Origin of the sequence: Marinobacter sp. JSM 1782161 (genome assembly GCF_011421605.1) — a bacterium.
In the GTDB taxonomy this organism is placed as follows: domain Bacteria; phylum Pseudomonadota; class Gammaproteobacteria; order Pseudomonadales; family Oleiphilaceae; genus Marinobacter_A; species Marinobacter_A bohaiensis.
Genome location: NZ_WSSA01000002.1, coordinates 731,580 through 754,655 on the forward strand (window position 1 = coordinate 731,580; position 23,076 = coordinate 754,655).

Below are 23,076 nucleotides of genomic sequence, written 5' to 3' on the forward strand. Positions count from 1 at the left end.
GGTCAGCCCGCCGCCGCCATCAGCAACACCGCCCCGACCCACAGGACAACACCACGATAGACAAGCCCAATCGCCGCGCCGATCGTGGCCGCGCTGGCGATCGGGCCGACACCCAGGCGGGGACGCGCCCGCATCCCCTCGCTGTACGGCGCCGGCCCACCCAGATTCACGTGCAACGCACCCGCGCCGGCCGCCATGACCGGTCCCGCATTGGGGCTTTCCCAGGTCTTGCCCTGCTCCCGCCAGCAGCGCCAGCCGTCCGCCGTGCGCCCGACCAGGGCATAGGTCAGGGCCGTCAGTCGTGCCGGTAGGTAATTCATGGCATCGTCGAGACGGGCGGCAAACCGGCCAAACCGGTTGAAGCGTTCGTTGCGGTAGCCCCACATGGCGTCAAGCGTGTTGACCATACGATGCAGCAGCACACCGGGCAGGCCGGCCAGCAAATACCAGAACAGGCTGGCGAAGACCGCGTCGGCGCCGTTCTCCAGCATGGATTCAGTGGCGGCGGTGGCCACACCGGTCTCATCCAGCGCCCTCGTGTCGCGACTGACGATTCGGCCCACGGCCTTACGCGCGCCTTCGATGTCCTGGCGTTCGAGCGGGGCCCGCACGGCTCGCCCGTGCTCCGCCAAGCCGCGCAGGGACAGGCAAAGCCAGAGCGCGACGGCTTCAACGGCCAGCAGCAGGCTACCCGAGAGTGAGGCGCTGACGGCCCAGGCCAGGAGGGTAACAGGCACCAGCAGCAGGCAGGCGGCGATAGCACCGCGCGCGACGGATCGGGGTTCACGGTTCCAGCTCGCCTCAACGCGGGCCGCCAGCCCGCCGAACAGGACAACGGGATGCCCTCGCCGGGGCTCTCCCAGCCAGTGATCCAACAGCAGGGCGACGACAATGACACCGGCGGACGCGATCAATTCCGATAAACCTCAGCGAAGCGATTTCCCGGGCTAATGACCCAGGACAAGTAATCTGACAGGGCGCACAGTCTACTCGACCGGGACCGCCTTGACACCACTTCGGGGCCGTTAGACCATCGGTCGCCTTTGAATCTCGCAGGAATCACCATGACCCTACCCGCCCCCTGGATCACCGCGCCCCACGCACCCGATCAGACGTTCACCCGCCGCGCACAGGAACATCAGCTCGCGCTGACCAAACCGCCGGGTTCGCTGGGACGCCTGGAGGACGCCGCCATAGCCCTGTGCGGCCAGCAACGGCGCCTGGACCCGGCCGTCGATCGCGTACACATCGCGGTGTTTGCCGGCGATCACGGCGTCTGCGACGAAGGCATCTCCGCCTTTCCCCAGGCCGTCACGGCGCAGATGATCGCGAACTTCGCCACCGGCGGTGCCGCCATCAGCGTGCTGGCGCGGCAGCTCGGCGCGGCGCTGGAAGTGGTGAACCTGGGAACCGTGGGCGAGGTGCGGGCCGATGTACCGAACATCATCCACGCTCCCATCGCGCCAGCGACGGGGAATATTGCCCGCGAACCCGCCATGGACGACCATCAGATCGCCGCCGCCCTGCAGGCTGGCGACCAGGCCGCCGAACGAGCCGCTCAATCCGGTGCGCAGCTGTTTATCGCCGGTGATATGGGCATTGGCAACACCACCACCGCGGCCGCGCTCGCCTGCGCCATTCTTGAGCAGCCAGCGCGCGCGCTGGTCGGTGCCGGCACCGGGCTCGCGCCGGACGGCGTGCGCCACAAGGCGGATGTCGTTGAGCTGGCCCTGGCGCGCCACGGCCAGGACCGGGATCCCCTGGCCCTGCTGCAGTCCCTGGGCGGATTCGAGATTGCCGCCATCGCCGGCAGCTACCTGGGCGCCGCCGCGCGCGGCATCCCGGTACTGGTGGACGGTTTTATCGCATCGGTGGCGGCTCTGGTTGCCCTGCGCCAACAGCCGGGCCTACGCGCCTGGCTCCACTACGGTCATCGCTCCGCCGAACAGGGTCATCAAAAAGTACTGGACGCCTTGGAAGCCCATCCCTTGCTGGATCTGGGTATGCGGCTCGGGGAAGGCAGCGGTGCGGCGACAGCGGTCACACTGCTGCGTTCGGCCTGCGCCCTTCACAACCAGATGGCCAGCTTCGCCGACGCAGGCGTCAGCGACGGGAGTGACCAGTGAACGACACCACGTTTATCGACCTGATCCGCCATGGCGAGCCCCAGGGCGGCCCCATGTTTCGTGGCAGCAAGGATGACCCGCTGAGCGAGCTGGGCTGGGAACAGATGAAGGGTGCGGTGCCAGAGGATGAAACCTGGGACGTGGTCGTGACCTCCCCCCTCAGGCGCTGCTGCGAATTCGCCAAGCAAGTGGCCGGTGAGCGCCGGATTCCACTGGTGACTGAACCGCAGCTTCAGGAAGTTCACTTCGGTGATTGGGAAGGCCTGACAGCGGCCCAGATCGAATCGGCCTTCGGCGATCATCTGCAGCGCTTCTGGGCGAACCCGGTGGCCAACACCCCGGGTGGCGGCGAGGCGCTACCGGCGTTCTACGACCGGGTGGGCGCAGGCTGGCGCCAGTTGCTGGACGATCAACGAGGGAAGCGGGTGCTGCTGGTTTGCCACGGCGGCGTGATTCGCATGCTGCTGGCACGGGTGCTCGGCATACCGCTGGAGCAATCGTTCTCCGGCTTTGCAGTGCCCTACGCCTGCCGCAGCCGCATCCGGGTGGACCGCAGCGAGCACGGCGAATTCAGTGCCCTGCTGAGCCATACGCCGGCGGTCCAGGACTGAGCTAGCCGGCAGCATCAGCATTGCTCGGGGCTGGCATTAAGGGACGCTAGCCCGGCGCCTTCAGGGTGAGAGGGAGCCCCGCCACGCTCATGACGACCCGGTCACAGGTCTGCCCCAGAGCCTGATTCAGTATCCCCAGTTCGTCGCAAAAACGGCGGGTCAATGAATCCATCCCAATGGTGCCCAGCCCCACTTCATTGCTGACGATCACAACATCGCCAGGATACTCGGCGAGCGCATCGACGAACGCTTCCCGCTCAGCCGCCAACACGTCATCCCCCTGGTACAGCACGTTGCTGAGCCACAGGCTCATGCAGTCCACCAACAGGCACGACGGCTCCGGCTGGGACTGTTCGCGCAACACACGTCCGAGACGGACCGGCTCCTCGATCAAGCCCCAGTGACTGGGCCGGATCGCCCGGTGACGCTCGATCCGTTGCGCCATCTCGCCATCGCCCGCGGTCGCCGTGGCCACGTAGATCACGGGCGCGCCTGAATTCCCGGCGATATTTTCCGCCATGGCGGTCTTGCCGGAGCGGATACCTCCGACAACCAAAACTCTTTCTGGCATGTTGATTCCTGGACTTTCGCTTGGATGAGCGGCCGCTGCGACCGCCCTGTCGGCAGGCGCCCAGATTACCACGAGGCAGACCCTCCGACCTGTCAATTCCCGACTTTCCCTTTAGAATGCCGGATTCATCCGTTAACCGAGGTCCCCGTGAGCGCATCCCCGTCCCGACTCAACCAGGAATGGCAGACCTTCTGGCTGGCCGTGAGCTTCCTGACCCGCATTCCGCTGCCGATTCGCATCGATTACTCGCAGCAGCGCATGAACAACAGCAGCATGTACTTCCCGCTGGTGGGGCTCATGCTCGGGGCCATCTATGCCGGAGTGTACCTGGCGCTGGGCGCGCTATTCAGCCCGCTGGTTTGCGTATTGCTGGTGATGATCCTGCACCTCTGGCTGACCGGTGCTTTCCATGAGGATGGGTTGGCGGACACGGTGGACGCCCTCGGCGGAGGCTATACGCTCGAAGATCGCCTGCGCATCATGAAGGACAGCCGCATCGGCACCTACGGCGCGGCCGCTCTGGTTATGGCGCTGGGCCTGAAGGCCGCGCTGCTGCTGGATGCCCGCTCAATCCCCATGGCCCTGCTGGTCGCCCCGGCGATCTCAAGGCTGACTCCCCTGCTGCTGATGCGCGCGCTGCCCTATGTGACGCTGTCGGAGCAAAGCAAAACCAAACCGGTGGCCAGCGGCTTTCCCGGCACGCGACTGGCGGTCGCCACAGGCATCGCCGCGCTGATTGCGCTGACGGCAACGCCCTGGATGCCGGGCATCGTGATGACGGGCCTCACAGCCACACTCGGCGTGGCCATGCTCTGGGGCCTGTATCTGAAATCACAGCTGGGTGGATACACGGGCGACGCGCTGGGTGCTTGCGTGGCGCTGTCCGAACTCGTGCTACTGATGGGGTGCACGGTTTGACGCCGTGAAACCCGCAATATCGTTAACGCGAAACCCGCGGGCAACCAGGACCTGCTGATCACTTGGCCGAGGATGGTCAAGCCAGAAAACGTTAGAAGGTATAAACCGGGAAGATAAAAGATAAGGAAAGGAGAAAAGTGGCGGTGGGCCAGGGATTCGAACCCCGGGAGGGCTATTAACCCTCGGCGGTTTTCAAGACCGCTGCATTCAGCCACTCTGCCAGCCCACCGCTGCGCCTTGGCGACACTGCCTTGCGACAGCGGGGAGCATGATACCGGAATCGTTTTAGCTGTCAACGCCTTGTCATCGATTCATCGCAAAGTGGTATCAGCGCTGAACCATTTCGTCGAACGCTGGTCAAAAAGCCCACAGAAACACGATCAATTGCCGATTTAAGACATTGAAATGTGCGGTTTTGCCTTTATCATGAATGTAGGTTCTATCTAACCGTTCCACCATCTGACTGGAGATAATGATGGACGACAGACGCTTCCAAGTTCGTAATGGCCAAGGGAGTGCTTACGCGCCCAGCCAAGCGGGGCGCGCTACCCAGATTGATGCGGATGCCCAGAAGGTATTACGCAACACCTACTCCCTGCTGGCAATGACCCTGCTGTTCAGCGCCGTCATGGCCGGCGTTTCCATGGCCATCGGTCTGGGCCGTGGCGCCAGCCTCGTATGCAGTCTGGGCGCTCTGGCTCTGGTCTGGCTGGTGCTGCCGCGCACGGCAAACAGCTCAGCGGGCATCGGCGTGGTCTTCGCGTTCACCGGTCTGCTCGGCCTCGGCCTCGGCCCTGTTCTGAACCATTACCTGGCTCTGTCCAATGGCGGCGCCATCATTATGCAGGCGCTGGGCGGCACCGCTGTGGTGTTCATGACCCTGTCCGCCTATGTCCTGACCACCAAGAAAGACTTCAGCTTCATGGGCGGTATGCTGATGGCGGGTCTGGTCGTGGTTGTGGTCGCGGCCATCGGCTCGATGGTGGCCGGCATGTTCGGCGTTGACGTGGGCGCCTTCAGCCTCGCGATCAGTGCGGCGATTGTGCTGCTGATGTCCGGGTTTATCCTGTACGACACCAGCCGCATCGTGAACGGCGGCGAGACCAACTACATCATCGCCACCACCGGGCTGTACCTGAACATCTACAACCTGTTCGTCAGCCTGCTGCACATCATCGGTGCTTTCAACGACGACTGATCCGTCCGCCGGATCGTCTGACAAAACCCCGGTTCTGCCGGGGTTTTTTCGTCCTGGCCAGCTATTTGAGGATATCACCATGCCCGCGCCCGAAGCCGCCCGCTTCGCCCTGGTCATCACGGGGGCGCCCTACACCAGCCAGGCCCCGCAAACGGCCTTGCAGTTTGCCCGCGCCGCCGTTGCCCAGGGCCATACGATCGACCGGGTTTTCCTTTACGGTGACGGCGTTCATCTGGCCTCTACCCTGACCTGCCCACCCAGCGATGAAGCCGACTGGCCCGCCCAGTGGCAGGCGTTCCTGAAAACCCACGCCGTACCGGCCACCTGCTGCATTGCTTCCGCCCTGCGGCGCGGGCTATTGGACGAAGGCGAAGCCAGGCGCTACGAAAAAGCCGCCGCGAACGTCGCGGCGCCGTTTGTGGTCGCCGGTCTGGGGGACTGGCTCGAAGCCACGAGCCAGGCCGACCGAACCCTCTATTTCAACGGGAGTCACTGATGGAGCGCCGCTACCTGTTCATCATCGACCGCGCGCCCTACGGGGACTGGAGCGGCCGGGAAACGCTCGATATGGCGCTCTCCGCCGCCGCTTTCGATCAACCCGTTTCCCTCGCCTTCTCGGGCCAGGGGGTGCACTGGCTGCGCGCAGAGCAGGCGCCGCAAGGTATCGAGCAAAAGACCGGATCGCGCAACCTTGCCGCGGCCAGCCTGTTTGGTATCGAGGCGCTGTACGTGCCGCAGTCGGCGTTTGATCGGTTCGGTACCGCGTTCGATTCCGGGCTTGAAATTACGCCCGTCGCCAGTCTGGCCGAGCTGGCGCATCAATTCTCCGACGTGGTACGCCTGTGATGCCGACGCTTCATATTCTCAACAAGGATCCTGACCACCCGCGCTTCTCCGCCTGCATCGACGCCCTGCGCCAGGGTGATACACTGCTGCTCACCGAAAACGGCGTACTAGGCCTGCTCGACGAGGCGCTGCAAACGCCCGCCGATGCGAACATCAAGGCACTCGCGCCGGATCTCGCTGCGCGCGGCCTGGAGACGGCGCCGGTAAAGCCCAACGTCGCCGCCATCGAATTCAGCGATTTCGTTCCTTTGACCCTCAGCTTTGAAAAGGTAGTGTGCTGGTAATGTCGTTTGTAATGCCCGCCCGTAACAACGAAGGTTTTCTGGAAGACCCTTCTCTCTGGACGCCGCCGGTGGCGGAAAGAATCGCCGCCGAATCGGACATTGCGCTGACCGATTCCCACTGGGAAATCATCAATATGCTGCGGGATTTTTATGCGGAGCATGAAATGGCGCCGCCAGCAGCCCGGTTCTTCGTCAAAGCCGTCAAACAGCACTTCGGCGAAGAGAAAGGCAACAGCATCTACCTGATGCAGCTGTTCCCGGGCACCAGCGCCGTCAAGGTGGCCAGCCGGATTGCCGGCCTGCCGCGCCCGACCAACTGCCTTTGACGATGGATAACGGCTTCCGAGTCGCTGTATCGGGCGCGCCTGGACAACAATGCCCGGGCGGCTGGTCGCGATAAAGCCATGAGGCAAGCCGAACAGCCTGCCGTGAAGTGGATCTTGAAATGGTTCGCGTCGTTATTCGCCTGAAGCCGACTTGTCCGGGCGGGCGGGGCCGTTGCCCTCTCGCCCCTGCGCGTCGACGGAACCAAGGAAACTGCTGAGCCCGTTTTCCACCAGGCCGGAGCCAAAGCGCAAGAACGTACGGGTCGATTCCTTAAGCGTGCTCTCCGGCAGATCCATAACGCCTTCCCGCACACCCTCGCGAACGCCTTCCCGAACGCGGTTTTCAACCCCCTGACCGACCTCCTTCAGCTCCTCCACCTTGCGATCCAGATAGGGGCGCAACACCCAGCGGTAAAAGCCGGCCAGTACGAGCAGGACCGTTAACCCGGTGACAGCCACCTGCAATAGGATTTCCTGCCAGATCGGCATCGTCGTTTCTCCTTCGCGTATACGGTTTCAGGGGCGCACGTATCGGCCGCTGTCGGGTCAGCCCGGCCAGTAGTGCAGGAAGCCCAACTGCACGATGCCGGCCACCGCACCCAGCAGCCCACCAACCAGCATCAGGTACAGTTCTTCCTCCTTGAACGCCGGCCGAAGGATGTCCTGGAATTCAGCCGGCGCCAGGGATTTCATCTGTCGGGCCAGCACACCGGCCACGATCGGCGCACGCTCGCGGTTGAATGCCGGATCGCAGAACACATGTCCGGTCGCCAGCACCGCCTTGTCATTCATGGCCTTCTTCAGCTCGGTGTAACCGGTCATCCCTACGCTGAGCTGAGCCCCCAGCTTCATCAACAGCGATTGATCGAGCAGCGGACGCAGGTGCTTCTGGATAATGGCGCGAGTCCTGCCACCTTCCCGGCCGTGGATCATGGCGTCCGCCACTTTTTCCACCGTCAGCAGCTCTTCGGCCACCAACTGGCTCCACACCTCGCTGATCTCGTCCTGACGGCGCAGGAACAGCCCCTGAACCTGCCAGCCAAACACACGTAACGGCTTGAGGGGACGGAAGATCAGGTTGATGGCAATCCAGTTGGTCAGGAAGCCAACGCCGAATCCGGCGAGCGGCAGCAGCCAGGGATAGGGAAAGGACAGCCAGGCCGGAAGAATGGCCGCGCCCAGCAAGCCACCGATCAGCGCCCCTTTGTTGATGACGGAGCGAAGTTCGACGGCGCCGGCCTGCTGGAAGATCCGGTTCATGAGGTCGGGATGCTGCTTGAGCTCGCGACTGAGCAGCGCCTTCAGATCGACGATCTCGCTCAGGTCGTCGCCGAAATCCTCAACCAGCGACTCGATGCGCCCGGGCAGTTGCTCGCGGGCCCACTGGTAGATGCGGTTACGCACGAAGTTGGGCAGGTTGTCCCAGAGAATCGGCTGCACATCGTACATAATCTCGTCGATGTACTCGTCCAGCCGCGGGGTGACCTGTGACACCACCTGTTCCACGATGCGCTGGGGATCGAGCTTGTCATAGACCAGCGACAGATCGCCGAACTGCTGCAGGGTGCGGTCGACACAGATATGGGCCATTTTCTCGGCCTTACGGGGAATGACACCCTGCCAACCGAACCAGCGGCCGATGCCCATATACTGCACCGGGTAGAACGACATCTGGATCGCCAGCCAGTTGGTCACCCATCCGACGAAGGCCGCCATCAGCGGAATGGTCCATAGCGCATTGTCGCTGATCATGGGCTCCCCAGTCCGTTTCTCCACTCAGCCAGGCAATCGCCTGTAGCTCCCTGCGAGGACAACGACGCAGGCACTGGCGCTGCGTTCGGACCCTCACTCTGGAGTCGATCATGCTCGATGCGATCAGGAACTGCATTGGCCGTCCCGCCGGGAACAGCGGGACGTGACTCCCAGCGGACGCTGGTGGGCAGGCGACGCAAGGGTGGTTCTCACCCTCGCGCCACCGGGGTTACTGGTAGTAGGCGTTTTCGGTGTAGCTGTGGTCGGTCACGTCGCGAACCGCCGTAAGCTCTGGAACGCGCTCCACCAGCGTGCTTTCCACGCCCTGCTTCAGCGTCAGACTGACGGCGCTGCAACCCTGGCAACCACCCCCGAAACGCAAAACGGCAACCGAGCCGTCCTCGATCTCCACCAGTGACACTTCGCCGCCGTGGGACGCCAGGCCCGGGTTGATCTCCGAAGCCAGGATGTAGTTGATCCGGTCCGGCAGCGGCGCGTTCTCGTCGACGTTCGGCACCTTGGCATTGGGAGCCTTGATGGTCAGCTGCCCGCCCATGCGGTCAGTGGCATAATCCACAAAGGCTTCCTCAAGGAACGGCACCGAAGTGTGATCCAGGTACAGGGTGAACTTTTTCAGGTCGACCTGCTCGTCCGTGGGCACCACCTCGTTTGGCGGGCAGTACGCCAGGCAGGTTTCAGCATGCTTCGTGCCCGGTTGGGTCACAAAGATGCGAACGCCCATGCCTTCGACATCCTGTTTCTCGATCAATTGCGCCAGGTAATCCCGCGCAGAATCGGTAACGGTAACCAATGCCATCTCTTTAACCTGCTTGAGAATTTGATTTCATTTTAAGGCACGCCGGAAAAACATAAAAGACCTAGTGTTTTACTCAGATTTGCGTGCCCCAATAGTCATTGGGTATGGATATGCTGCCAATTAACTGAATTGCAACCGATGCCGGGACGCGCCAGCGCAATTTTGCTATCCTTTCGCGCCCTGAATACGTCAACACAACCCGGACATACCCTGATGAGTGATCGTGAGACCCGACTGAAACAACTCCACAACGCCCTGCAGGAACGAATCGTCGTTCTGGACGGTGGCATGGGCACCATGATCCAGAACCTGAAACTCGAGGAAGCCGCTTTTCGCGCCGAACGCTTCGCCGACTACGATCAGGATGTCCAGGGCAACAACGATCTGCTGAACCTGACCCAGCCGGCGCTGCTGCGTAATATCCACGCCGATTACCTGGCGGCGGGCGCCGACATCATCGAGACAAACACGTTCAATTCCACGCGCCTGTCCCAGAGTGATTATGGACTGGAGGACCTGGCCTACGAGCTGAACGTCGCGGGTGCGCAGCTGGCACGGCGGATCGCCGACGAATTCACGGCCAAAGAGCCGCACAAGCCACGCTTTGTCGCCGGCGCCGTTGGCCCCACTTCGCGCACGGCGTCCATCTCGCCCGACGTCAACAACCCGGGCTACCGCAACATCGATTTCCAGACGTTGCATGAGAATTACTACGAAGCCGTCAAAGGTCTGGTGGAAGGCGGCTCCGACCTGATCCTGATTGAAACCATCTTCGACACCCTGAACGCCAAGGCGGCGATCTACGCCACGCAGCAGTATTTCGAAGACAGCGGTATCGAACTGCCGATCATGATCTCCGGCACCATCACCGACGCCTCAGGCCGCACGCTCTCCGGCCAGACCACCGAGGCCTTCTGGAACTCCATCGCCCACGCCAAGCCGCTTTCGGTTGGCCTGAACTGCGCGCTCGGCGCCGATGCCCTGCGTCCGTACGTGGAAGAGCTGTCCAACCGTGCCGACGCCTACGTCAGCGCGCATCCGAACGCGGGCCTGCCCAATGAGTTCGGCGAGTACGACCAGACGCCCGAGGAAATGGCCGAGATCATCGAAGGCTTTGCCCGGGACGGTTTCCTCAACATCATCGGCGGCTGCTGCGGGTCGCGGCCGGATCATATCGAAGCCATTGCCGATGCGGTGGCCAAATACCCGCCGCGCCGGATCCCGGAGATCAAGCCGGCGCTGCGCCTGTCCGGCCTGGAGCCCTTCACCGGCGACGAGAACACACTGTTCATCAACGTCGGCGAGCGCACCAACGTCACCGGCTCCAAGCGCTTCCTGCGCCTGATCAAGGAAGAACAGTTCGAGGAAGCGCTCAGCGTCGCCCGCGACCAGGTCGAAAACGGCGCCCAGATCATCGACATCAACATGGACGAGGGGATGCTGGATTCCCGTGACGTGATGGTCGATTTCCTCAAACTGGTGGCGTCGGAGCCGGACATCGCCAAGGTGCCCATCATGATCGACTCCTCCAAGTGGGAAGTCATCGAGGCGGGGCTGCGCTGCATCCAGGGCAAGGCGGTGGTCAACTCCATCAGCCTCAAGGAAGGCGAAGAGGAATTCATCGCCAAGGCGCGCTCCTGCCTGCGCTATGGCGCCGCCGTGGTGGTCATGGCGTTCGACGAGGACGGCCAGGCCGACACCTTCGAGCGCAAGACCGAGATCTGCAAGCGCTCCTACGAGGTGTTGACCGGCATCGGCTTCAATCCGGCGGACATCATCTTCGATCCGAACATCTTTGCCATTGCCACCGGCATCGAGGAGCACAACAACTACGCGGTGGACTTTATCGAAGCCACCCAGTGGATCCGTGCAAACCTGCCCCACGCGTCCATTTCCGGCGGGGTCAGTAACGTCTCCTTCTCGTTCCGCGGCAATGATGTGGTGCGCGAAGCCATCCACTCGGTGTTCCTGTACCACGCCATCAAGGCGGGCATGAACATGGGCATCGTCAACCCCGGTCAACTGGTGGTTTACGATGAGATTGATGACGAGCTGCGCGAGCTGGTCACCGATGTGGTACTCAACCGCCGGGACGATGCCACCGACCGGCTGCTGGATGCGGCCGAGCGCTACAAGGGCGTGGTAGGCAAGGCTCGCGAGGAAGATCTGGCCTGGCGCGAATGGCCGGTCGAGAAGCGACTGGAGCATGCGCTGGTCAAGGGCATCACCAACTACATCATCGACGACACCGAGGCCTGCCGCCAGAACGCCGACCGCCCGATCGAGGTTATCGAGGGCCCGCTGATGGACGGCATGAACGTGGTTGGCGATCTGTTCGGTGACGGCAAGATGTTCCTGCCCCAGGTGGTCAAGAGCGCCCGGGTGATGAAGCAGGCGGTGGCGCACCTGATCCCCTATATCGAGGCGGAGAAATCCGAAGGCCAGCAGGCCAAGGGCAAGATCCTGATGGCCACGGTCAAGGGCGACGTCCACGATATCGGCAAGAACATCGTCGGCGTGGTGCTGCAGTGCAACAATTACGAGGTCATCGACCTGGGCGTGATGGTGCCCTGCGAGAAAATCCTGGAAACGGCCAAGGCCGAAAACGTGGACATCATCGGCCTGAGCGGGCTGATCACGCCGTCGCTTGACGAAATGGTGCACGTTGCCCGCGAGATGCAGCGTCTGGACTTCCAGATTCCGCTGATGATCGGCGGCGCAACCACCTCCAAGGCTCACACGGCGGTTAAAATCGAGCCCCAGTACAAGAACGACCTCGCGCTCTACGTGTCCGACGCCTCACGCTGCGTGAACGTCGCCTCTCAACTGCTCAGCCAGACCCAGAAACCGCCCCTGAGCGAAGCGACCCGCGAGGAATACGACACCATTCGCGAGCGTCGCAAGAATCGCGGCGAGCGCACCAAACTGATCGACCTGTCCGCCGCACGCCAACGGGATACCGGCATCTCCTTCGAGGGCTACACGCCAGTGCGGCCGAGCTTTACCGGCCTGCGCACCTTCGAGAGCTACGACCTGGACGAGCTGGTCGACTACATCGACTGGACGCCTTTCTTTATTTCCTGGGACATGTCCGGCAAGTATCCGCAAATCTTTGACGACCCCAAGCGCGGGGAAGCCGCCCGCACTCTCTTTGACGATGCCCAGGCCATCCTCAAGCGGATCCTCAATGAAAAGCGCCTCACGGCCAAGGCGGTGATCGGCTTCTGGCCGGCCAACCGGCGCGGTGACGACATCGTCGTCTACGCCGACGAATCCCGCAGCGAAGAACTCACCACCCTGCACCACCTGCGCCAGCAGGACGAAAAGGCGCCGGGCAAAGCCATGCTGGCGCTGTCGGACTACCTGCTGCCGGAAGACTGCGAGCGCTGCGATTACGTGGGCGGCTTCGCGGTAACCGCCGGCATTGGGGCCGAGGAATTAGCCGACGAGTACAAGGCGGCCAACGACGACTACAACGCCATCATGGTCAAGGCACTGGCGGACCGTCTGGCCGAAGCCTTCGCCGAGCGCATGCACGAGCGCGTGCGCAAGGAGTTCTGGGGCTATGCGCAAGACGAATCCCTCGATAACGACGCCCTGATCCGCGAGCGCTATCGTGGCATCCGCCCGGCGCCGGGCTACCCGGCCTGTCCGGATCACACGGAAAAGGCTACCCTGTTCGAACTACTGGAAGCACCGGCCAACGCCGACATGCACCTGACCGAGCACTTCGCGATGCTGCCGGCGGCGGCCGTCTCCGGCTGGTACTTTGCGCATCCGGAGTCGAAATACTTTGCCGTCGGCAAGATTGGCCGTGACCAGGTTGAGGACTACGCTCATCGCAAGGGTGTGAGCAAAGCGGAGGCCGAGCGCTGGCTGGCGCCAAGTCTGGCCTACGACCCGGCGGAATAAACGCCGCCGGACGCGCCCGCCCAATCTCACGGCCCGCCCATCGCACGAAAGTGATCAGTTGAGGGACGCATGGCGCAATCGGACGGTAATCGGGACAATCAATCGGAACGCCCCAACAGACGACCCGGCGTTCTGAAGGTGATGCAGAGTATTCTCGCGGGCGCTTTCGGTGTGCAGAGTAACCGTCGGCGCGAGGAGGATTTCGGCAGCGGCAGCCCGCTGCCCTACCTTGTCGGCGGCATCCTGTTTACCCTGATCTTTGTGATCGGCGTGGCGCTTATCGTGCGCTGGGTGCTCAGCACCCAGGCCTGACACCCGGACCGATAGCCGGTTACTGGCCGCTCACCCAGAGCACCGCAAACGCCACGGCCAATAGAATCAGGGCAACCGCCGCAACCGCGTCGACCTGGCTGTCTGTTCGCGTCGATTTCTTGCTCATGATGGCACTCCTCGCCGCATCCGTTTTGTTGTTATCATGGGTGATGTGTTCGGCGCCTGCTTGTTAACGGGCGCCTTGACCATAGCTGCTTTACGCCGGACATACCCGGCGCCTCCGGAAGCCTGCGCAACCATGGTGAACTCACGTTAAGCCTATGTTTGAACGGGACTTCCTTCCACCGGGTTTTAAGTCCGTTGCGCTATTAGCATATTGTTAAATAATCATTTAGTGCATAAGGCAAAGCTGCTATCTTAGCCGCCAAATTGGAATCAGTGTCCCCAGGAACAGGTTTATGTACGTTTATGACGAATATGATCGGCAGATCCTGACAGAGCGCGTTGCTCAGTTCCGGAATCAAACCGATCGCGCCCTGGCCGGAGAACTCAGCGAAGAGGAATTCCTGCCACTGCGTCTCCAGAATGGTCTGTATGTCCAGCGCCTCGCCCCGATGCTGCGGATTGCGGTTCCCTACGGCATGCTGCGCTCCGACCAGCTGCGCCGCCTGGCCCGCATCAGCCGTGATTACGACAAGGGCTACGCGCACTTCACGACCCGTCAGAATGTGCAGCTGAACTGGCCGGCCCTGGAAGATGTGCCCGACATCCTTGCCGAGCTGGCCGAGGTTGAGATGCACGCCAACCAGACCAGCGGCAACTGTATCCGCAACACCACGACCGACCAGTTCGCCGGCGTCCAGGCGGACGAGATGGTTGATCCGCGTCCCTATTGCGAGCTGATTCGCCAGTGGTCCACCTACCACCCGGAATTCGCGTTCCTGCCGCGCAAGTTCAAGATTGCCGTCAACGCATCCGACGACCATGACCGCGCGGCCGTACAGGTACACGACATTGGCCTCGAGTTCACACGTAATGACGCCGGCGAGCTGGGCTTCCGCGTCTATGTCGGTGGCGGACTGGGCCGCACACCGGTTGTCAGCCCGGTCATCCGCGAATTCCTGCCGGAAATGGATCTGCTGACCTATCTGGAAGCCGTACTGCGCGTCTACAACCGCTACGGTCGCCGCGACAACAAGTTCAAGGCCCGCATCAAGATCCTGGTCAAGGCAATGACGCCGGAAGCCTTTGCGGAAAAGGTCGAAGCGGAATGGGAGCACATCAAGGACACCCCGTCACAGCTGACACCGGAAGCCATTGAGCGGGTCAAGGCCTTCTTTACGGAGCCGGATTACGCGTCACTGGACGATAACCCGGATGCCCTGAAGGCCCCGCGCGAGGAAAACAAGGCGTTCGACGCCTGGGTCAAGCGCAACGTCGACGCGCACAAGAAGCCGGGCTACAGCATTGTCACGCTGACCATGAAGAAAACCGGCGTGCCGCCGGGCGACGCCAGTGATCGCCAGCTGGAACAGATCGCCGACCTGGCCGACCAGTACAGCTTCGGTGAAGCGCGGGTGACGCACCAGCAGAACGTGGTGTTGGCCGACGTGCGCCAGGATCAACTGTTCGAGCTGTGGCAGGCCATCCGCCCAATGGGCTTTGCGACGGCCAACCTGGGCACCCTGACCGACATCATCTGCTGCCCCGGCGGCGACTACTGCGCGCTGGCCAACGCCAAGTCGATCCCGGTGGCCGAGGCGATCCAGCGTCGCTTTGACGACATGGACTACGTCTACGACCTGGGCGACATCGACCTGAACATCTCCGGTTGCATGAACGCATGCGGTCACCACCACGTGGGCAACATTGGCGTTCTGGGTGTCGACAAGAAAGGCCAGGAGTTCTATCAGATTTCCCTGGGCGGCTCGTCCCAGCGCGACGCGTCCCTGGGCAAGATCCTGGGCCCGTCCTTTGCCCGTGAAGAAATGCCGGAAGTGATCGAAAAGATCATCAACGTCTACGTCGACAACCGGACCGAGGAAGAATCGTTCCTCGACACCTATCGCCGGATTGGTATTGATCCCTTCAAGGAGCGCGTCTATGCCTGAGCTGATTCGCCACGATGGCATCCACAACGATGAGTGGACGCTCGTATCCAAGCCTGAGGAAGGCCAGGACCTGAGCCTGCCGGATGGCCCTGCCCTGCTGCCGGCGGCCGTCTGGAAAGAGAACATGGACCGCTTCGCCGGGCGCAACGACATCGGCATCTGGTTCGACAGCCACGAGGAACCGGAGGTGTACGCAGACTTGATCGGTGATCTGCCGGTGATCGCTGTGAACTTTCCGAAGTTTACCGATGGTCGCGGCTACAGTATCGCCCGACTGCTGCGCGAACGCTATGGCTACGAAGGCGAACTGCGTGCGGTGGGTGACGTGCTGCTGGACCAGCTGTTCTACATGAAGCGCTGCGGCTTCAACGCCTACGCGCTGCGTGAAGACAAGGACAGCGCCCACGCTGAATACTGCCTCAACGTCTTCAGCAACGCCTATCAGGCCGCTGTCGATACAGAGCAGCCGCTGTTCCGGCGGCGCGCTTCCTGAATCCGGTAGCACACAAAAAAGACGGCCCGCGGGCCGTCTTTTTTTTCGCTCTGAACGGGGATCACTAGAGAGCGTGATCCAGCACCAGGCTGCCGGAAGAGGCGCCCGTCAGGAACGCATCCAGTGCCCCTTTCAGGTCCGCCTTGCCAAGATCCTTCGCCGACGCCTCTGTTTCGGGACAAGTCCACTCGCTGGCAAAACGCGACCAGATCGCCTGTTTTGAGGCCAACGGAATCTCCACCGAGTCCACTCCCAACAGGTTAATCCCGCGCAAAATGAAAGGCAGCACGGTGGTTTCCAATTGCGGACCGGCCACCAGGCCGCAACAGGCTACGGAGCCGCCGGGAAAGACCTGTTTGAGCAGCTCCGCCAGCGGCCCGCCGCCGACGGTATCCACCGCATGGGCAAAGCGCGGCTTGAGCATCGGCTTCTTTTCTGCGGCGAGCGCATCACGCCCCACCACTTCGGCGGCGCCCAACCGGGTCAGGTGCTCAGCGTGTTCACTTTTGCCGCTGATGGCGGTGACACTGAAACCCAGACGTGACAGCAACTCAACCGCCACCGACCCCACCGCGCCGCTGGCACCGGTTACGGCGACGACGCCCTGGTCGGGCTGCGCCCCCATGCGCAGAAGCTTATCGACACAGAGGCCGGCGGTCAGCCCCGCCGTGCCGTATATCATAGCTTTGCGCTCGTCCCAGTTCGCCGGCATCGGCACCACCCAGGCGGCCGGCACGCGGATATACTCCCCAAAACCGCCGTCTGTATTCATGCCCAGGTCGTAACCGGTGACAATCACCTTGTCGCCAACAGCCGGTTTACTCAGCGAGCTTTCCACGACCTCGCCGGCCGCATCGATGCCGGGCGTGTGCGGAAACTCTCGGGTGACCCCCTTGTTGCCCGAAGCAGACAGGGCATCCTTGTAGTTCAGGGCGGAGTGCGACACGCGGATCAGCACCTCCCCTTCCGGGAGCTCACCGGTGTCCAGGCTCTCGATATCGCCGACGTATTGGCCGTCTTGTTCGTGTACTCGCCAGGCTTGAAAGGTGCTCATCTCAGATCCTTATTGTTGACTGAGTGAATGTGTCATTACTGGATGTTGCGATGACGCAACGTGCTCAGGAGCTTCCAGACACTGTGCTCGATTGCCGCACTGGCCGCCAGTCCGAGTTTCTCCGGCAGCGTACGCTTGCGGCGGAAACTTACCGAGACTACTTCGGCGCGATCACAGGCTTCAATGAGGTATTCGTCAGAGGTTTTCACCTCATCGATCAGGTGAACGTCCAGCGCACGCCGGCCAAACCAGATATCGCCGTTGGCAACGGCCTGGATGTCCACGGACGGACGCCGTTCACTGACGTAGTCCTTGAACAGCACATGCGTATCTTCCAGGTCTTCGAGAAACTTCTGCCGGCCCTTGTCGGTATTTTCGCCGAATACCGTCAGCGTGCGCTTGTGCTCACCGGCCGTCAGAACCTCAAAATCCACATCGTTCTTCTTCAAAAGACGATGGAAGTTTGGTAGCTGGGCCACGACGCCGATCGAGCCAAGCACGGCAAACGGCGAGGCAATGATGCGGTCGGCAACGCAAGCCATCATATAGCCACCGCTGGCCGCCACTTTGTCGACGCAGGCCGTGAGCGGGATCTTCTTCGCACGGATACGATCCAACTGCGCTGCCGCCAGGCCGTATGCGTGGACGAGGCCACCGCCACTTTCCAGCCGAATCACCACTTCGTCGCGCTCCGGCTCAGCCACGCTCAGCACGGCGGTAACGGCCTTACGCAGGGAATCGTTGTCGCTGGCCTTGATATCGCCATTGAAATCGATCACGAATACCCGGGGTGACTCGGGTTCGTCCCCTGTCTCGCCGTCTTTCGCGGCTTTCTTCTTTGCCTTGGCTTCGGCCTTCTTTGCTTTCTTGCGCCCCTTGAGCCAGGCCTTGCGATCCGACTCGCCCATCAGCTTCTGCTGCAGGTTCTCCTTGAGTCGCTTGTAGCCCTCGTTGAGACGCTTGAGATGCAACTCGCCGTCCGGATCGTCGCTGTCCTGTTTACGATGAGCGGCGGATACAATCACTGTCACAATGGCAAGAACCGCCACCACAAAGGTCACGGTCTTGGCCAGGAACAGCCCATAATCGGTCAGAAATTCCAAATCGGTTCTCCATCAGCCGAAATACGGTAAGAAACACGGTAAATAGTATGATAAATGCCAGTCATACTGGCAGATTTTCATCAAATGGTCAGCGATTGTAACCGACCTGCCACCGGTCAAACGAGGCCCCTGTGAACGAAAATTCAAACAAGCGTTCGATCGAGCTTGACAGCCTCTGCAGCGGTCCCTAAAGTCGAACTGGTTTCGCCGGATAACCTGCCCCGCAGCCCCGGCTCCTCGCTTTTAGACGCACACGAAAAGGGTAAAACAATGTCTGTAGCTCAGGTTTTCCAGAAGCTGGAACAGAACTTCAACGCGGACGCGGCTGCCGGCCTCGATCTGGTTTTCCAGTTCAACATCGAAGACGACCAGAACTATCACCTGATCATCAACGACGGCACCTGCCAGCTCCAGGAAGGCGATCACGACGATCCGTCCGTCACCCTGATCATGAATGCAGAAACCCTCCAGGGCATCGTGTCCGGTGAAACCGACGGCATGCAGGCCTTCATGTCCGGTCAGCTGCGCGCTGAGGGCGATATGATGCTCGCCACCAAGCTGGGTGAACTGTTCAAGATGTAAGTCGTCGCCCTGACTGACGATTCGGGCCGGACGCTCTCAGCGAACGGCCCGATGCCTCTCCTCCGTTTTATTTGCTGCCCGTGCCTGTTGACCAGCTCCCGGCCTCAAGCAAACCTTAATCAAGTCCCCGCTTTCGGAAACCATTCGTCCATCGCCGTCCGCGCCGCGTCATTGCCCGGAAGCGCAACCAGGCCAGTGCTGGACAAGCGGACATCGAACACCGCCCCATCACGCAGCGGCATAAACGTCGCGTTACCATAAACGGCCTTGACGAAGGGCAACCCGACATCCTGATCCAGCAGCCAGCTGTCGAACCACGACGGCTCGCCAAGCGAATAGACCGTGCGCTCGCCCGTGCGTTCCTGCTCCAGGCTGACATAACGACCGCTCAACCGGTCCAGGCGGTAGGCCGGTTTGACGCCGAGCCACGCCAGCGGGCCTTCCAGCCTTAGAATACGGGCATCCACCTGCCATTGATCACCGCGTATGACTACTTCCATCGGCGGCCGCTCGTTGCGCTCCAGTCGTACCCGCCAGGTTTGCGGCCCGGTCTTGGAGACGCCGATGGTGGCAATGGTCTCGAGACTTTCCAGCGACTGATAATGACGTAGATCCAGGGCCAGCAGGCCAATATAGGCGCCGGCCGCAATCAGGAAGATGGCAAACGTTCCCTTGAGCCAGCTGAAGAACCAGCGGGGGCGAATGAAGAAGGCGAGACCAATAAGGGCAAGAAGGCCGCCAACGGCGGCCAGGGTGAGCAGGGAAAAATCCTGGGGCATAGACGCTTCTCTTCCTTTATCGCCCCGCGACGAGGCAATCGGACCGACGATCGTGTCGGCCCGAAGGAAGGCTCGTCGTTACAGGCCCACGTCGGCCAGGGACGTTTCCGCCAGCCTCAGCAAATCCTGGTTGCGCTCCTCGCGGGTGCCAATGCTTTCGATATAGTATTCCAGAGATGTCAGGGCGTCGGCCAGTGCTTCCAGCACAGTTGGCACCGGTGCTTCCCTGGCATCCAGCAGCCGGGTCTGGATCGAGTCGGCAATCCGGGCCAGCACGGCGGCGCCGTCACGGTCTTCCAGCATCATGAAACCACCCCAGATACTGCGCAGCGTTGCCGGCAGGTTGGCCAGGTGCAGCTTATCGTAATCCGATTCGATAAAGGCCGTGATCGCGCGTTTGGCCAGCGTGAGCGCTGCCCTCGCCTCATCGGCCACCACGATGTAGGCCTCACTCAGGTAGGTCGACTCTTCGCGACTGGCCTTGACGATCGCCAGGGCATCGGTCTCGCTGGTGATGCCGCGGGTGACCATCTGCATCGCCGCGTCCTCGATGCTGAGCACCGCATTGGCCAGGTTGTAGAGTTCGTCGTCACCCGGCAGACGGTTGTCGGCATGCCAGCTGCGCAATTGCGCCGCTTCCTTGCGTGCCAGGTCCGCCAGTTTGCTGAGATCCAGAACCGACAGCGTGTTCGCCAGCTGCTCCAGGGATCCGGCTATGGCCGCCAGTTCGTTCAGATCCGGCTCAATACCCCGCTCGATGATATCAACCTTGTCCTTGAGCTGATTGAGCTCTTCGCGCAGCGCGTTGGACAGGGAGCGCAGCACATCGGTACCCGGACCGTAAAGGCGCTTGCGATGGGATTCCAGGATATGCTCGGGGAGATCGGTGGGCGCAACCTTATAGCTGTCAAGGATCTGGGAGACTTCGGGGTTAACCGAGCCACTGCGGAACAGGATGTAGACCAGGTCCTTGAACAGGGAATCCGGCGCATCCTTGTTGATGGCCACCTTGCCGATGTAGACGATTTCACGGGTGTACTTCTCGATCCGCATGAGCAGGCGCTTACGAGACTTCCCGTATTCCATGGCACGATCCTGCATGGTCTCCACCACGACAGCAAGCAGACACCAGAGCTGACCCATGGGGGCGCCGTCGCTGAGCCGGGCAAAGCCCTTCGCCGAACGGGCAAGCAGCTTCTGGCTAATGCGCAGGTTGCGTTCCTTGATCACACCGAGCAAGCCGATCTGGAACATCAGACGCATACGGCGGGCGTGAATGTCGAAATCGTCGTCACTGTCTGACAGCGGAGCAAGTGTCAGACTCGCGCAGAAATCAGGTCGTTTGCGCGCGTCGATGTCGAAGAAGCAGGATTCCGGGTAGGGTTTCTCGCCCCGGGCAATTCGGAGATCGTTGGTGATCGGCAGCAGCAGCTCAGGATGGTCCGCCCTCTCCTGGTGGTAATACTCAACATACCGCCTCAGGATAAACAGAGCACTGCTCAGGGCCGCCAGCAGACTGTTCTTGTCGTCGCTGGCACCCACCGGGACATCATTGGCAACCGCCACCGCTTCCTGACAGAGCAGCGTCCCGCCACGCAATTCAACGAGAACAAAAATGCCACGCAGCTGATTCAGAAAATCGACGCAGTTCTGCAGGTCTTCGCCACTTTCCCTGTTTTCCTGAAAGCGTTCCAGGCTCCCCTCAGCCTGTTTGATGGTCTGCTCGATTTCTTCCTTGACCAGATCAAACGACTGAGACTTCGTCGCCAGAGACGATTGCACCATAAAATAACGCTTCCCATAGATAATGCGGAGAGCACCGCTTCCCCTGCCGAATCATTCAGGTGACGACTCTGTCCGGAATCCGGCACCACCTGTGGCTATTCTTGTTCGGCGTGCGTGCAACGGCGGGTCTGGCTTGGTCCCCGGCCTGTCGATACGCCTGAATCCAGCTCTGCGGCAAACCCGTTATTGGCCTCTTTATCGACCGTACAGAGCTGAAAATATTCGAACTAACGTTTACTTATAACACAAATCTCAAGCACCTCAAGAAAGGCTCTGTGTACTTATTTTTCTGGCTTTTACACGGTTGGCATTGACTCTTTCCGGCCCTCGGCCTAGCCCACGGACTCGACTTCGCCGTCGATCCGGTTCCAGATGGCTTCACCGCCGGCCTTGGCCACCACGTCCAGCAGGCCGCTGTGCGCCGTCATTTCGTCGTCACTGGCCCGAATCACGCGGGTCTTGCGCCGCTCCGCGGACAGTCGGCGTATACCGCCAGCCGCTTCCTCACCGTCCTCGCCATTACCGGCATCCAGCGAAAACGCGGTTTGCCCGCCGGTGAGGAGCAGAAAGACGTCAGCCAGGATCTCGGCATCCAGCAGGGCCCCGTGCAGTTCGCGGTTGCTGTTGTCCACGCCGTAACGCTTACAGAGTGCATCCAGGTTATTCTTCTGGCCCGGGTGCCGCTCCCGGGCAACGGCCAGGGAGTCCACCACGCCGCAGTGATCCTCGACCTTCCAGCCCGTGCCCAGTTGGCGGAACTCGTGATTGATGAAGCCAACGTCGAACGCCGCGTTGTGGATGACCAGCTCAGCGCCCTTGATGAATTCAAAGAACTCGGTCGCCACATCCCGGAACAGCGGCTTGTCGGCGAGGTATTCGTTGGTAATCCCGTGGATGGCCATCGCCTCGGCCTCCACTTCCCGCTCCGGATTGATGTAGACGTGATAGTGGCGACCGGTCAGCTTCCGCTCAACCATTTCGACACACCCGATTTCGATGATCCGGTGCCCCTGCTCCGGGTCGATACCCGTGGTTTCCGTATCCAGTACAATCTGACGCATTTCGTTTCCAGATAATCCTATTGAATCAATTGACTGCCGCGAGTTCTTCAACGCCTTTATTAGCCAGGCCATCGGCCCGCTCGTTGCCGGGAATCCCGGCGTGCCCCTTCACCCAGTGCCAGTTGACGTCGTGGCGCTGTACCTCGCCATCAAGTGCCTTCCATAGATCGGCATTCTTGACCGGCTTTTTTGCCGCGGTCTTCCAGCCGTTCTTCTTCCAGTTGGCCATCCATTCGGTGATGCCTTTGCGAACGTACTGGGAATCGGTATAGAGGTCGACTGCGCAGGCCCGCTTGAGCGCTCGCAACCCTTCGATCGCGGCCATCAGCTCCATGCGGTTGTTGGTGGTATTGGCCTCACCACCGTGCAGCTCGCGCTCGGCATCCCCGTAACTCAGTACCGCGCCCCATCCGCCGGGCCCGGGGTTTCCTTTACAGGCTCCGTCGGTATAGAGCACTACGCGTTTTGTCATAA

General features: G+C 61.4%; 24 protein-coding genes and 1 tRNA gene. 13 read left to right on the top strand and 12 right to left on the bottom strand.

Annotated elements, in window-relative coordinates; genetic code table 11:
• Positions 1-2: 2 nt before the first annotated feature.
• Positions 3-914, bottom strand: coding sequence for an adenosylcobinamide-phosphate synthase CbiB (cbiB, locus tag GQB00_RS03220; protein ID WP_165855206.1), 912 nt, complete (start codon positions 912-914; stop codon positions 3-5).
• A 150-nt stretch (positions 915-1,064) separates the two neighbouring features.
• Between cbiB and cobT the strand changes: the two genes are divergently transcribed.
• Positions 1,065-2,126: a nicotinate-nucleotide--dimethylbenzimidazole phosphoribosyltransferase gene (cobT, locus tag GQB00_RS03225; RefSeq protein WP_165855207.1), complete on the top strand. Its 1,062-nt coding sequence runs from the start codon at positions 1,065-1,067 to the stop codon at positions 2,124-2,126.
• Positions 2,123-2,737, top strand: a complete 615-nt coding sequence (locus GQB00_RS03230; protein ID WP_323127238.1) for an alpha-ribazole phosphatase family protein — start codon at positions 2,123-2,125, stop codon at positions 2,735-2,737. Before cobT ends, GQB00_RS03230 begins: the two co-directional genes overlap by 4 nt.
• A gap of 46 nt (positions 2,738-2,783) precedes the next feature.
• On the opposite strand, the gene cobU is transcribed toward GQB00_RS03230, so the two are convergent.
• Positions 2,784-3,308 (bottom strand): bifunctional adenosylcobinamide kinase/adenosylcobinamide-phosphate guanylyltransferase, encoded by a 525-nt coding sequence (gene cobU / locus GQB00_RS03235; RefSeq protein WP_165855208.1) that lies wholly within the window; start codon positions 3,306-3,308, stop codon positions 2,784-2,786.
• 147 nt (positions 3,309-3,455) lie between these two features.
• Between cobU and cobS the strand changes: the two genes are divergently transcribed.
• The gene (cobS, locus tag GQB00_RS03240; RefSeq protein ID WP_323127239.1) at positions 3,456-4,226 is read left to right on the top strand and encodes an adenosylcobinamide-GDP ribazoletransferase; all 771 of its coding nucleotides are present in this window, start codon (positions 3,456-3,458) and stop codon (positions 4,224-4,226) included.
• A 138-nt stretch (positions 4,227-4,364) separates the two neighbouring features.
• Here the strand turns inward: cobS and GQB00_RS03245 are convergent.
• Positions 4,365-4,455 (bottom strand) — tRNA-Ser (locus GQB00_RS03245).
• 246 nt (positions 4,456-4,701) lie between these two features.
• Between GQB00_RS03245 and GQB00_RS03250 the strand changes: the two genes are divergently transcribed.
• From GQB00_RS03250 to GQB00_RS03270, 5 genes are all read left to right on the top strand, one after another.
• Positions 4,702-5,424 (top strand): Bax inhibitor-1/YccA family protein, encoded by a 723-nt coding sequence (locus GQB00_RS03250; RefSeq protein ID WP_111496083.1) that lies wholly within the window; start codon positions 4,702-4,704, stop codon positions 5,422-5,424.
• A gap of 79 nt (positions 5,425-5,503) precedes the next feature.
• Positions 5,504-5,920 carry a sulfurtransferase complex subunit TusD gene (gene tusD / locus GQB00_RS03255; protein ID WP_165855210.1) on the top strand — a complete coding sequence of 139 codons (417 nt, stop codon included), beginning with the start codon at positions 5,504-5,506 and terminating at the stop codon, positions 5,918-5,920.
• Entirely contained in the window at positions 5,920-6,270 is a 351-nt protein-coding gene (locus GQB00_RS03260) for a DsrE family protein (RefSeq protein ID WP_165855211.1), read from the top strand. Before tusD ends, GQB00_RS03260 begins: the two co-directional genes overlap by 1 nt.
• Positions 6,270-6,554 carry a sulfurtransferase complex subunit TusB gene (gene tusB / locus GQB00_RS03265; protein WP_165855212.1) on the top strand — a complete coding sequence of 95 codons (285 nt, stop codon included), beginning with the start codon at positions 6,270-6,272 and terminating at the stop codon, positions 6,552-6,554. Before GQB00_RS03260 ends, tusB begins: the two co-directional genes overlap by 1 nt.
• Positions 6,554-6,880 carry a TusE/DsrC/DsvC family sulfur relay protein gene (locus tag GQB00_RS03270; RefSeq protein ID WP_111496079.1) on the top strand — a complete coding sequence of 109 codons (327 nt, stop codon included), beginning with the start codon at positions 6,554-6,556 and terminating at the stop codon, positions 6,878-6,880. Before tusB ends, GQB00_RS03270 begins: the two co-directional genes overlap by 1 nt.
• A gap of 132 nt (positions 6,881-7,012) precedes the next feature.
• On the opposite strand, the gene GQB00_RS03275 is transcribed toward GQB00_RS03270, so the two are convergent.
• From GQB00_RS03275 to nfuA, 3 genes are all read right to left on the bottom strand, one after another.
• The gene (locus GQB00_RS03275) at positions 7,013-7,369 is read right to left on the bottom strand and encodes a hypothetical protein (protein WP_165855213.1); all 357 of its coding nucleotides are present in this window, start codon (positions 7,367-7,369) and stop codon (positions 7,013-7,015) included.
• 57 nt (positions 7,370-7,426) lie between these two features.
• Positions 7,427-8,632 (bottom strand): DUF445 family protein, encoded by a 1,206-nt coding sequence (locus GQB00_RS03280; protein WP_207950598.1) that lies wholly within the window; start codon positions 8,630-8,632, stop codon positions 7,427-7,429.
• A gap of 229 nt (positions 8,633-8,861) precedes the next feature.
• The gene (nfuA, locus tag GQB00_RS03285; RefSeq protein ID WP_165855214.1) at positions 8,862-9,449 is read right to left on the bottom strand and encodes a Fe-S biogenesis protein NfuA; all 588 of its coding nucleotides are present in this window, start codon (positions 9,447-9,449) and stop codon (positions 8,862-8,864) included.
• A gap of 213 nt (positions 9,450-9,662) precedes the next feature.
• Between nfuA and metH the strand changes: the two genes are divergently transcribed.
• The 4 genes from metH (at position 9,663) to GQB00_RS03305 (ending at position 16,238) form a co-directional block, all read left to right on the top strand.
• Positions 9,663-13,361, top strand: a complete 3,699-nt coding sequence (metH, locus tag GQB00_RS03290; protein ID WP_165855215.1) for a methionine synthase — start codon at positions 9,663-9,665, stop codon at positions 13,359-13,361.
• A gap of 141 nt (positions 13,362-13,502) precedes the next feature.
• A complete protein-coding gene (locus GQB00_RS03295) occupies positions 13,503-13,673 on the top strand; it encodes a DUF2970 domain-containing protein (protein WP_323127240.1) in 171 nt (56 codons plus the stop codon).
• Between the two features lie 419 nt (positions 13,674-14,092).
• Positions 14,093-15,745, top strand: a complete 1,653-nt coding sequence (locus GQB00_RS03300; protein ID WP_165855216.1) for a nitrite/sulfite reductase — start codon at positions 14,093-14,095, stop codon at positions 15,743-15,745.
• Positions 15,738-16,238: a DUF934 domain-containing protein gene (locus GQB00_RS03305; protein ID WP_165855217.1), complete on the top strand. Its 501-nt coding sequence runs from the start codon at positions 15,738-15,740 to the stop codon at positions 16,236-16,238. Before GQB00_RS03300 ends, GQB00_RS03305 begins: the two co-directional genes overlap by 8 nt.
• 64 nt (positions 16,239-16,302) lie before the next feature.
• Here GQB00_RS03305 and GQB00_RS03310 read toward each other — a convergent pair whose 3' ends face one another.
• Both GQB00_RS03310 and sohB read right to left on the bottom strand, forming a co-directional pair.
• Entirely contained in the window at positions 16,303-17,292 is a 990-nt protein-coding gene (locus GQB00_RS03310) for a YhdH/YhfP family quinone oxidoreductase (RefSeq protein ID WP_165855218.1), read from the bottom strand.
• Between the two features lie 35 nt (positions 17,293-17,327).
• A complete protein-coding gene (gene sohB / locus GQB00_RS03315) occupies positions 17,328-18,395 on the bottom strand; it encodes a protease SohB (protein WP_165855219.1) in 1,068 nt (355 codons plus the stop codon).
• A 270-nt stretch (positions 18,396-18,665) separates the two neighbouring features.
• Here sohB and GQB00_RS03320 point away from each other — a divergent pair, with 270 nt between their 5' ends.
• A complete protein-coding gene (locus tag GQB00_RS03320; protein WP_111496069.1) occupies positions 18,666-18,977 on the top strand; it encodes an SCP2 sterol-binding domain-containing protein in 312 nt (103 codons plus the stop codon).
• Between the two features lie 119 nt (positions 18,978-19,096).
• Here GQB00_RS03320 and GQB00_RS03325 read toward each other — a convergent pair whose 3' ends face one another.
• The 4 genes from GQB00_RS03325 to rnhA all read right to left on the bottom strand — a co-directional run bounded on the left by GQB00_RS03325 (position 19,097) and on the right by rnhA (position 23,074).
• Positions 19,097-19,756, bottom strand: a complete 660-nt coding sequence (locus tag GQB00_RS03325; protein ID WP_111496068.1) for a multidrug transporter — start codon at positions 19,754-19,756, stop codon at positions 19,097-19,099.
• A 78-nt stretch (positions 19,757-19,834) separates the two neighbouring features.
• A complete protein-coding gene (locus GQB00_RS03330; protein WP_165855220.1) occupies positions 19,835-21,541 on the bottom strand; it encodes a chemotaxis protein in 1,707 nt (568 codons plus the stop codon).
• A gap of 332 nt (positions 21,542-21,873) precedes the next feature.
• Complete coding sequence (dnaQ, locus tag GQB00_RS03335) at positions 21,874-22,602, bottom strand: DNA polymerase III subunit epsilon (RefSeq protein WP_165855221.1); 729 nt, start codon at positions 22,600-22,602, stop codon at positions 21,874-21,876.
• A gap of 25 nt (positions 22,603-22,627) precedes the next feature.
• Positions 22,628-23,074, bottom strand: coding sequence for a ribonuclease HI (rnhA, locus tag GQB00_RS03340; protein WP_111496065.1), 447 nt, complete (start codon positions 23,072-23,074; stop codon positions 22,628-22,630).
• Between the last annotated feature and the right edge of the window lie 2 nt (positions 23,075-23,076).

Bases quoted from the DNA above. Each gene is read 5' to 3' on its own strand.
- cobT (WP_165855207.1), top strand. From the start codon at position 1,065: ATGACCCTACCCGCCCCCTGGATCACCGCGCCCCACGCACCCGATCAG.
- cobU (WP_165855208.1), bottom strand. From the start codon at position 3,308: ATGCCAGAAAGAGTTTTGGTTGTCGGAGGTATCCGCTCCGGCAAGACC.
- GQB00_RS03250 (WP_111496083.1), top strand. From the start codon at position 4,702: ATGGACGACAGACGCTTCCAAGTTCGTAATGGCCAAGGGAGTGCTTAC.
- tusD (WP_165855210.1), top strand. From the start codon at position 5,504: ATGCCCGCGCCCGAAGCCGCCCGCTTCGCCCTGGTCATCACGGGGGCG.
- GQB00_RS03260 (WP_165855211.1), top strand. From the start codon at position 5,920: ATGGAGCGCCGCTACCTGTTCATCATCGACCGCGCGCCCTACGGGGAC.
- tusB (WP_165855212.1), top strand. From the start codon at position 6,270: ATGCCGACGCTTCATATTCTCAACAAGGATCCTGACCACCCGCGCTTC.
- GQB00_RS03270 (WP_111496079.1), top strand. From the start codon at position 6,554: ATGTCGTTTGTAATGCCCGCCCGTAACAACGAAGGTTTTCTGGAAGAC.
- GQB00_RS03275 (WP_165855213.1), bottom strand. From the start codon at position 7,369: ATGCCGATCTGGCAGGAAATCCTATTGCAGGTGGCTGTCACCGGGTTA.
- GQB00_RS03280 (WP_207950598.1), bottom strand. From the start codon at position 8,632: ATGATCAGCGACAATGCGCTATGGACCATTCCGCTGATGGCGGCCTTC.
- nfuA (WP_165855214.1), bottom strand. From the start codon at position 9,449: ATGGCATTGGTTACCGTTACCGATTCTGCGCGGGATTACCTGGCGCAA.
- metH (WP_165855215.1), top strand. From the start codon at position 9,663: ATGAGTGATCGTGAGACCCGACTGAAACAACTCCACAACGCCCTGCAG.
- GQB00_RS03295 (WP_323127240.1), top strand. From the start codon at position 13,503: ATGCAGAGTATTCTCGCGGGCGCTTTCGGTGTGCAGAGTAACCGTCGG.
- GQB00_RS03300 (WP_165855216.1), top strand. From the start codon at position 14,093: ATGTACGTTTATGACGAATATGATCGGCAGATCCTGACAGAGCGCGTT.
- GQB00_RS03305 (WP_165855217.1), top strand. From the start codon at position 15,738: ATGCCTGAGCTGATTCGCCACGATGGCATCCACAACGATGAGTGGACG.
- GQB00_RS03310 (WP_165855218.1), bottom strand. From the start codon at position 17,292: ATGAGCACCTTTCAAGCCTGGCGAGTACACGAACAAGACGGCCAATAC.
- GQB00_RS03320 (WP_111496069.1), top strand. From the start codon at position 18,666: ATGTCTGTAGCTCAGGTTTTCCAGAAGCTGGAACAGAACTTCAACGCG.
- GQB00_RS03325 (WP_111496068.1), bottom strand. From the start codon at position 19,756: ATGCCCCAGGATTTTTCCCTGCTCACCCTGGCCGCCGTTGGCGGCCTT.
- GQB00_RS03330 (WP_165855220.1), bottom strand. From the start codon at position 21,541: ATGGTGCAATCGTCTCTGGCGACGAAGTCTCAGTCGTTTGATCTGGTC.
- dnaQ (WP_165855221.1), bottom strand. From the start codon at position 22,602: ATGCGTCAGATTGTACTGGATACGGAAACCACGGGTATCGACCCGGAG.
- rnhA (WP_111496065.1), bottom strand. From the start codon at position 23,074: ATGACAAAACGCGTAGTGCTCTATACCGACGGAGCCTGTAAAGGAAAC.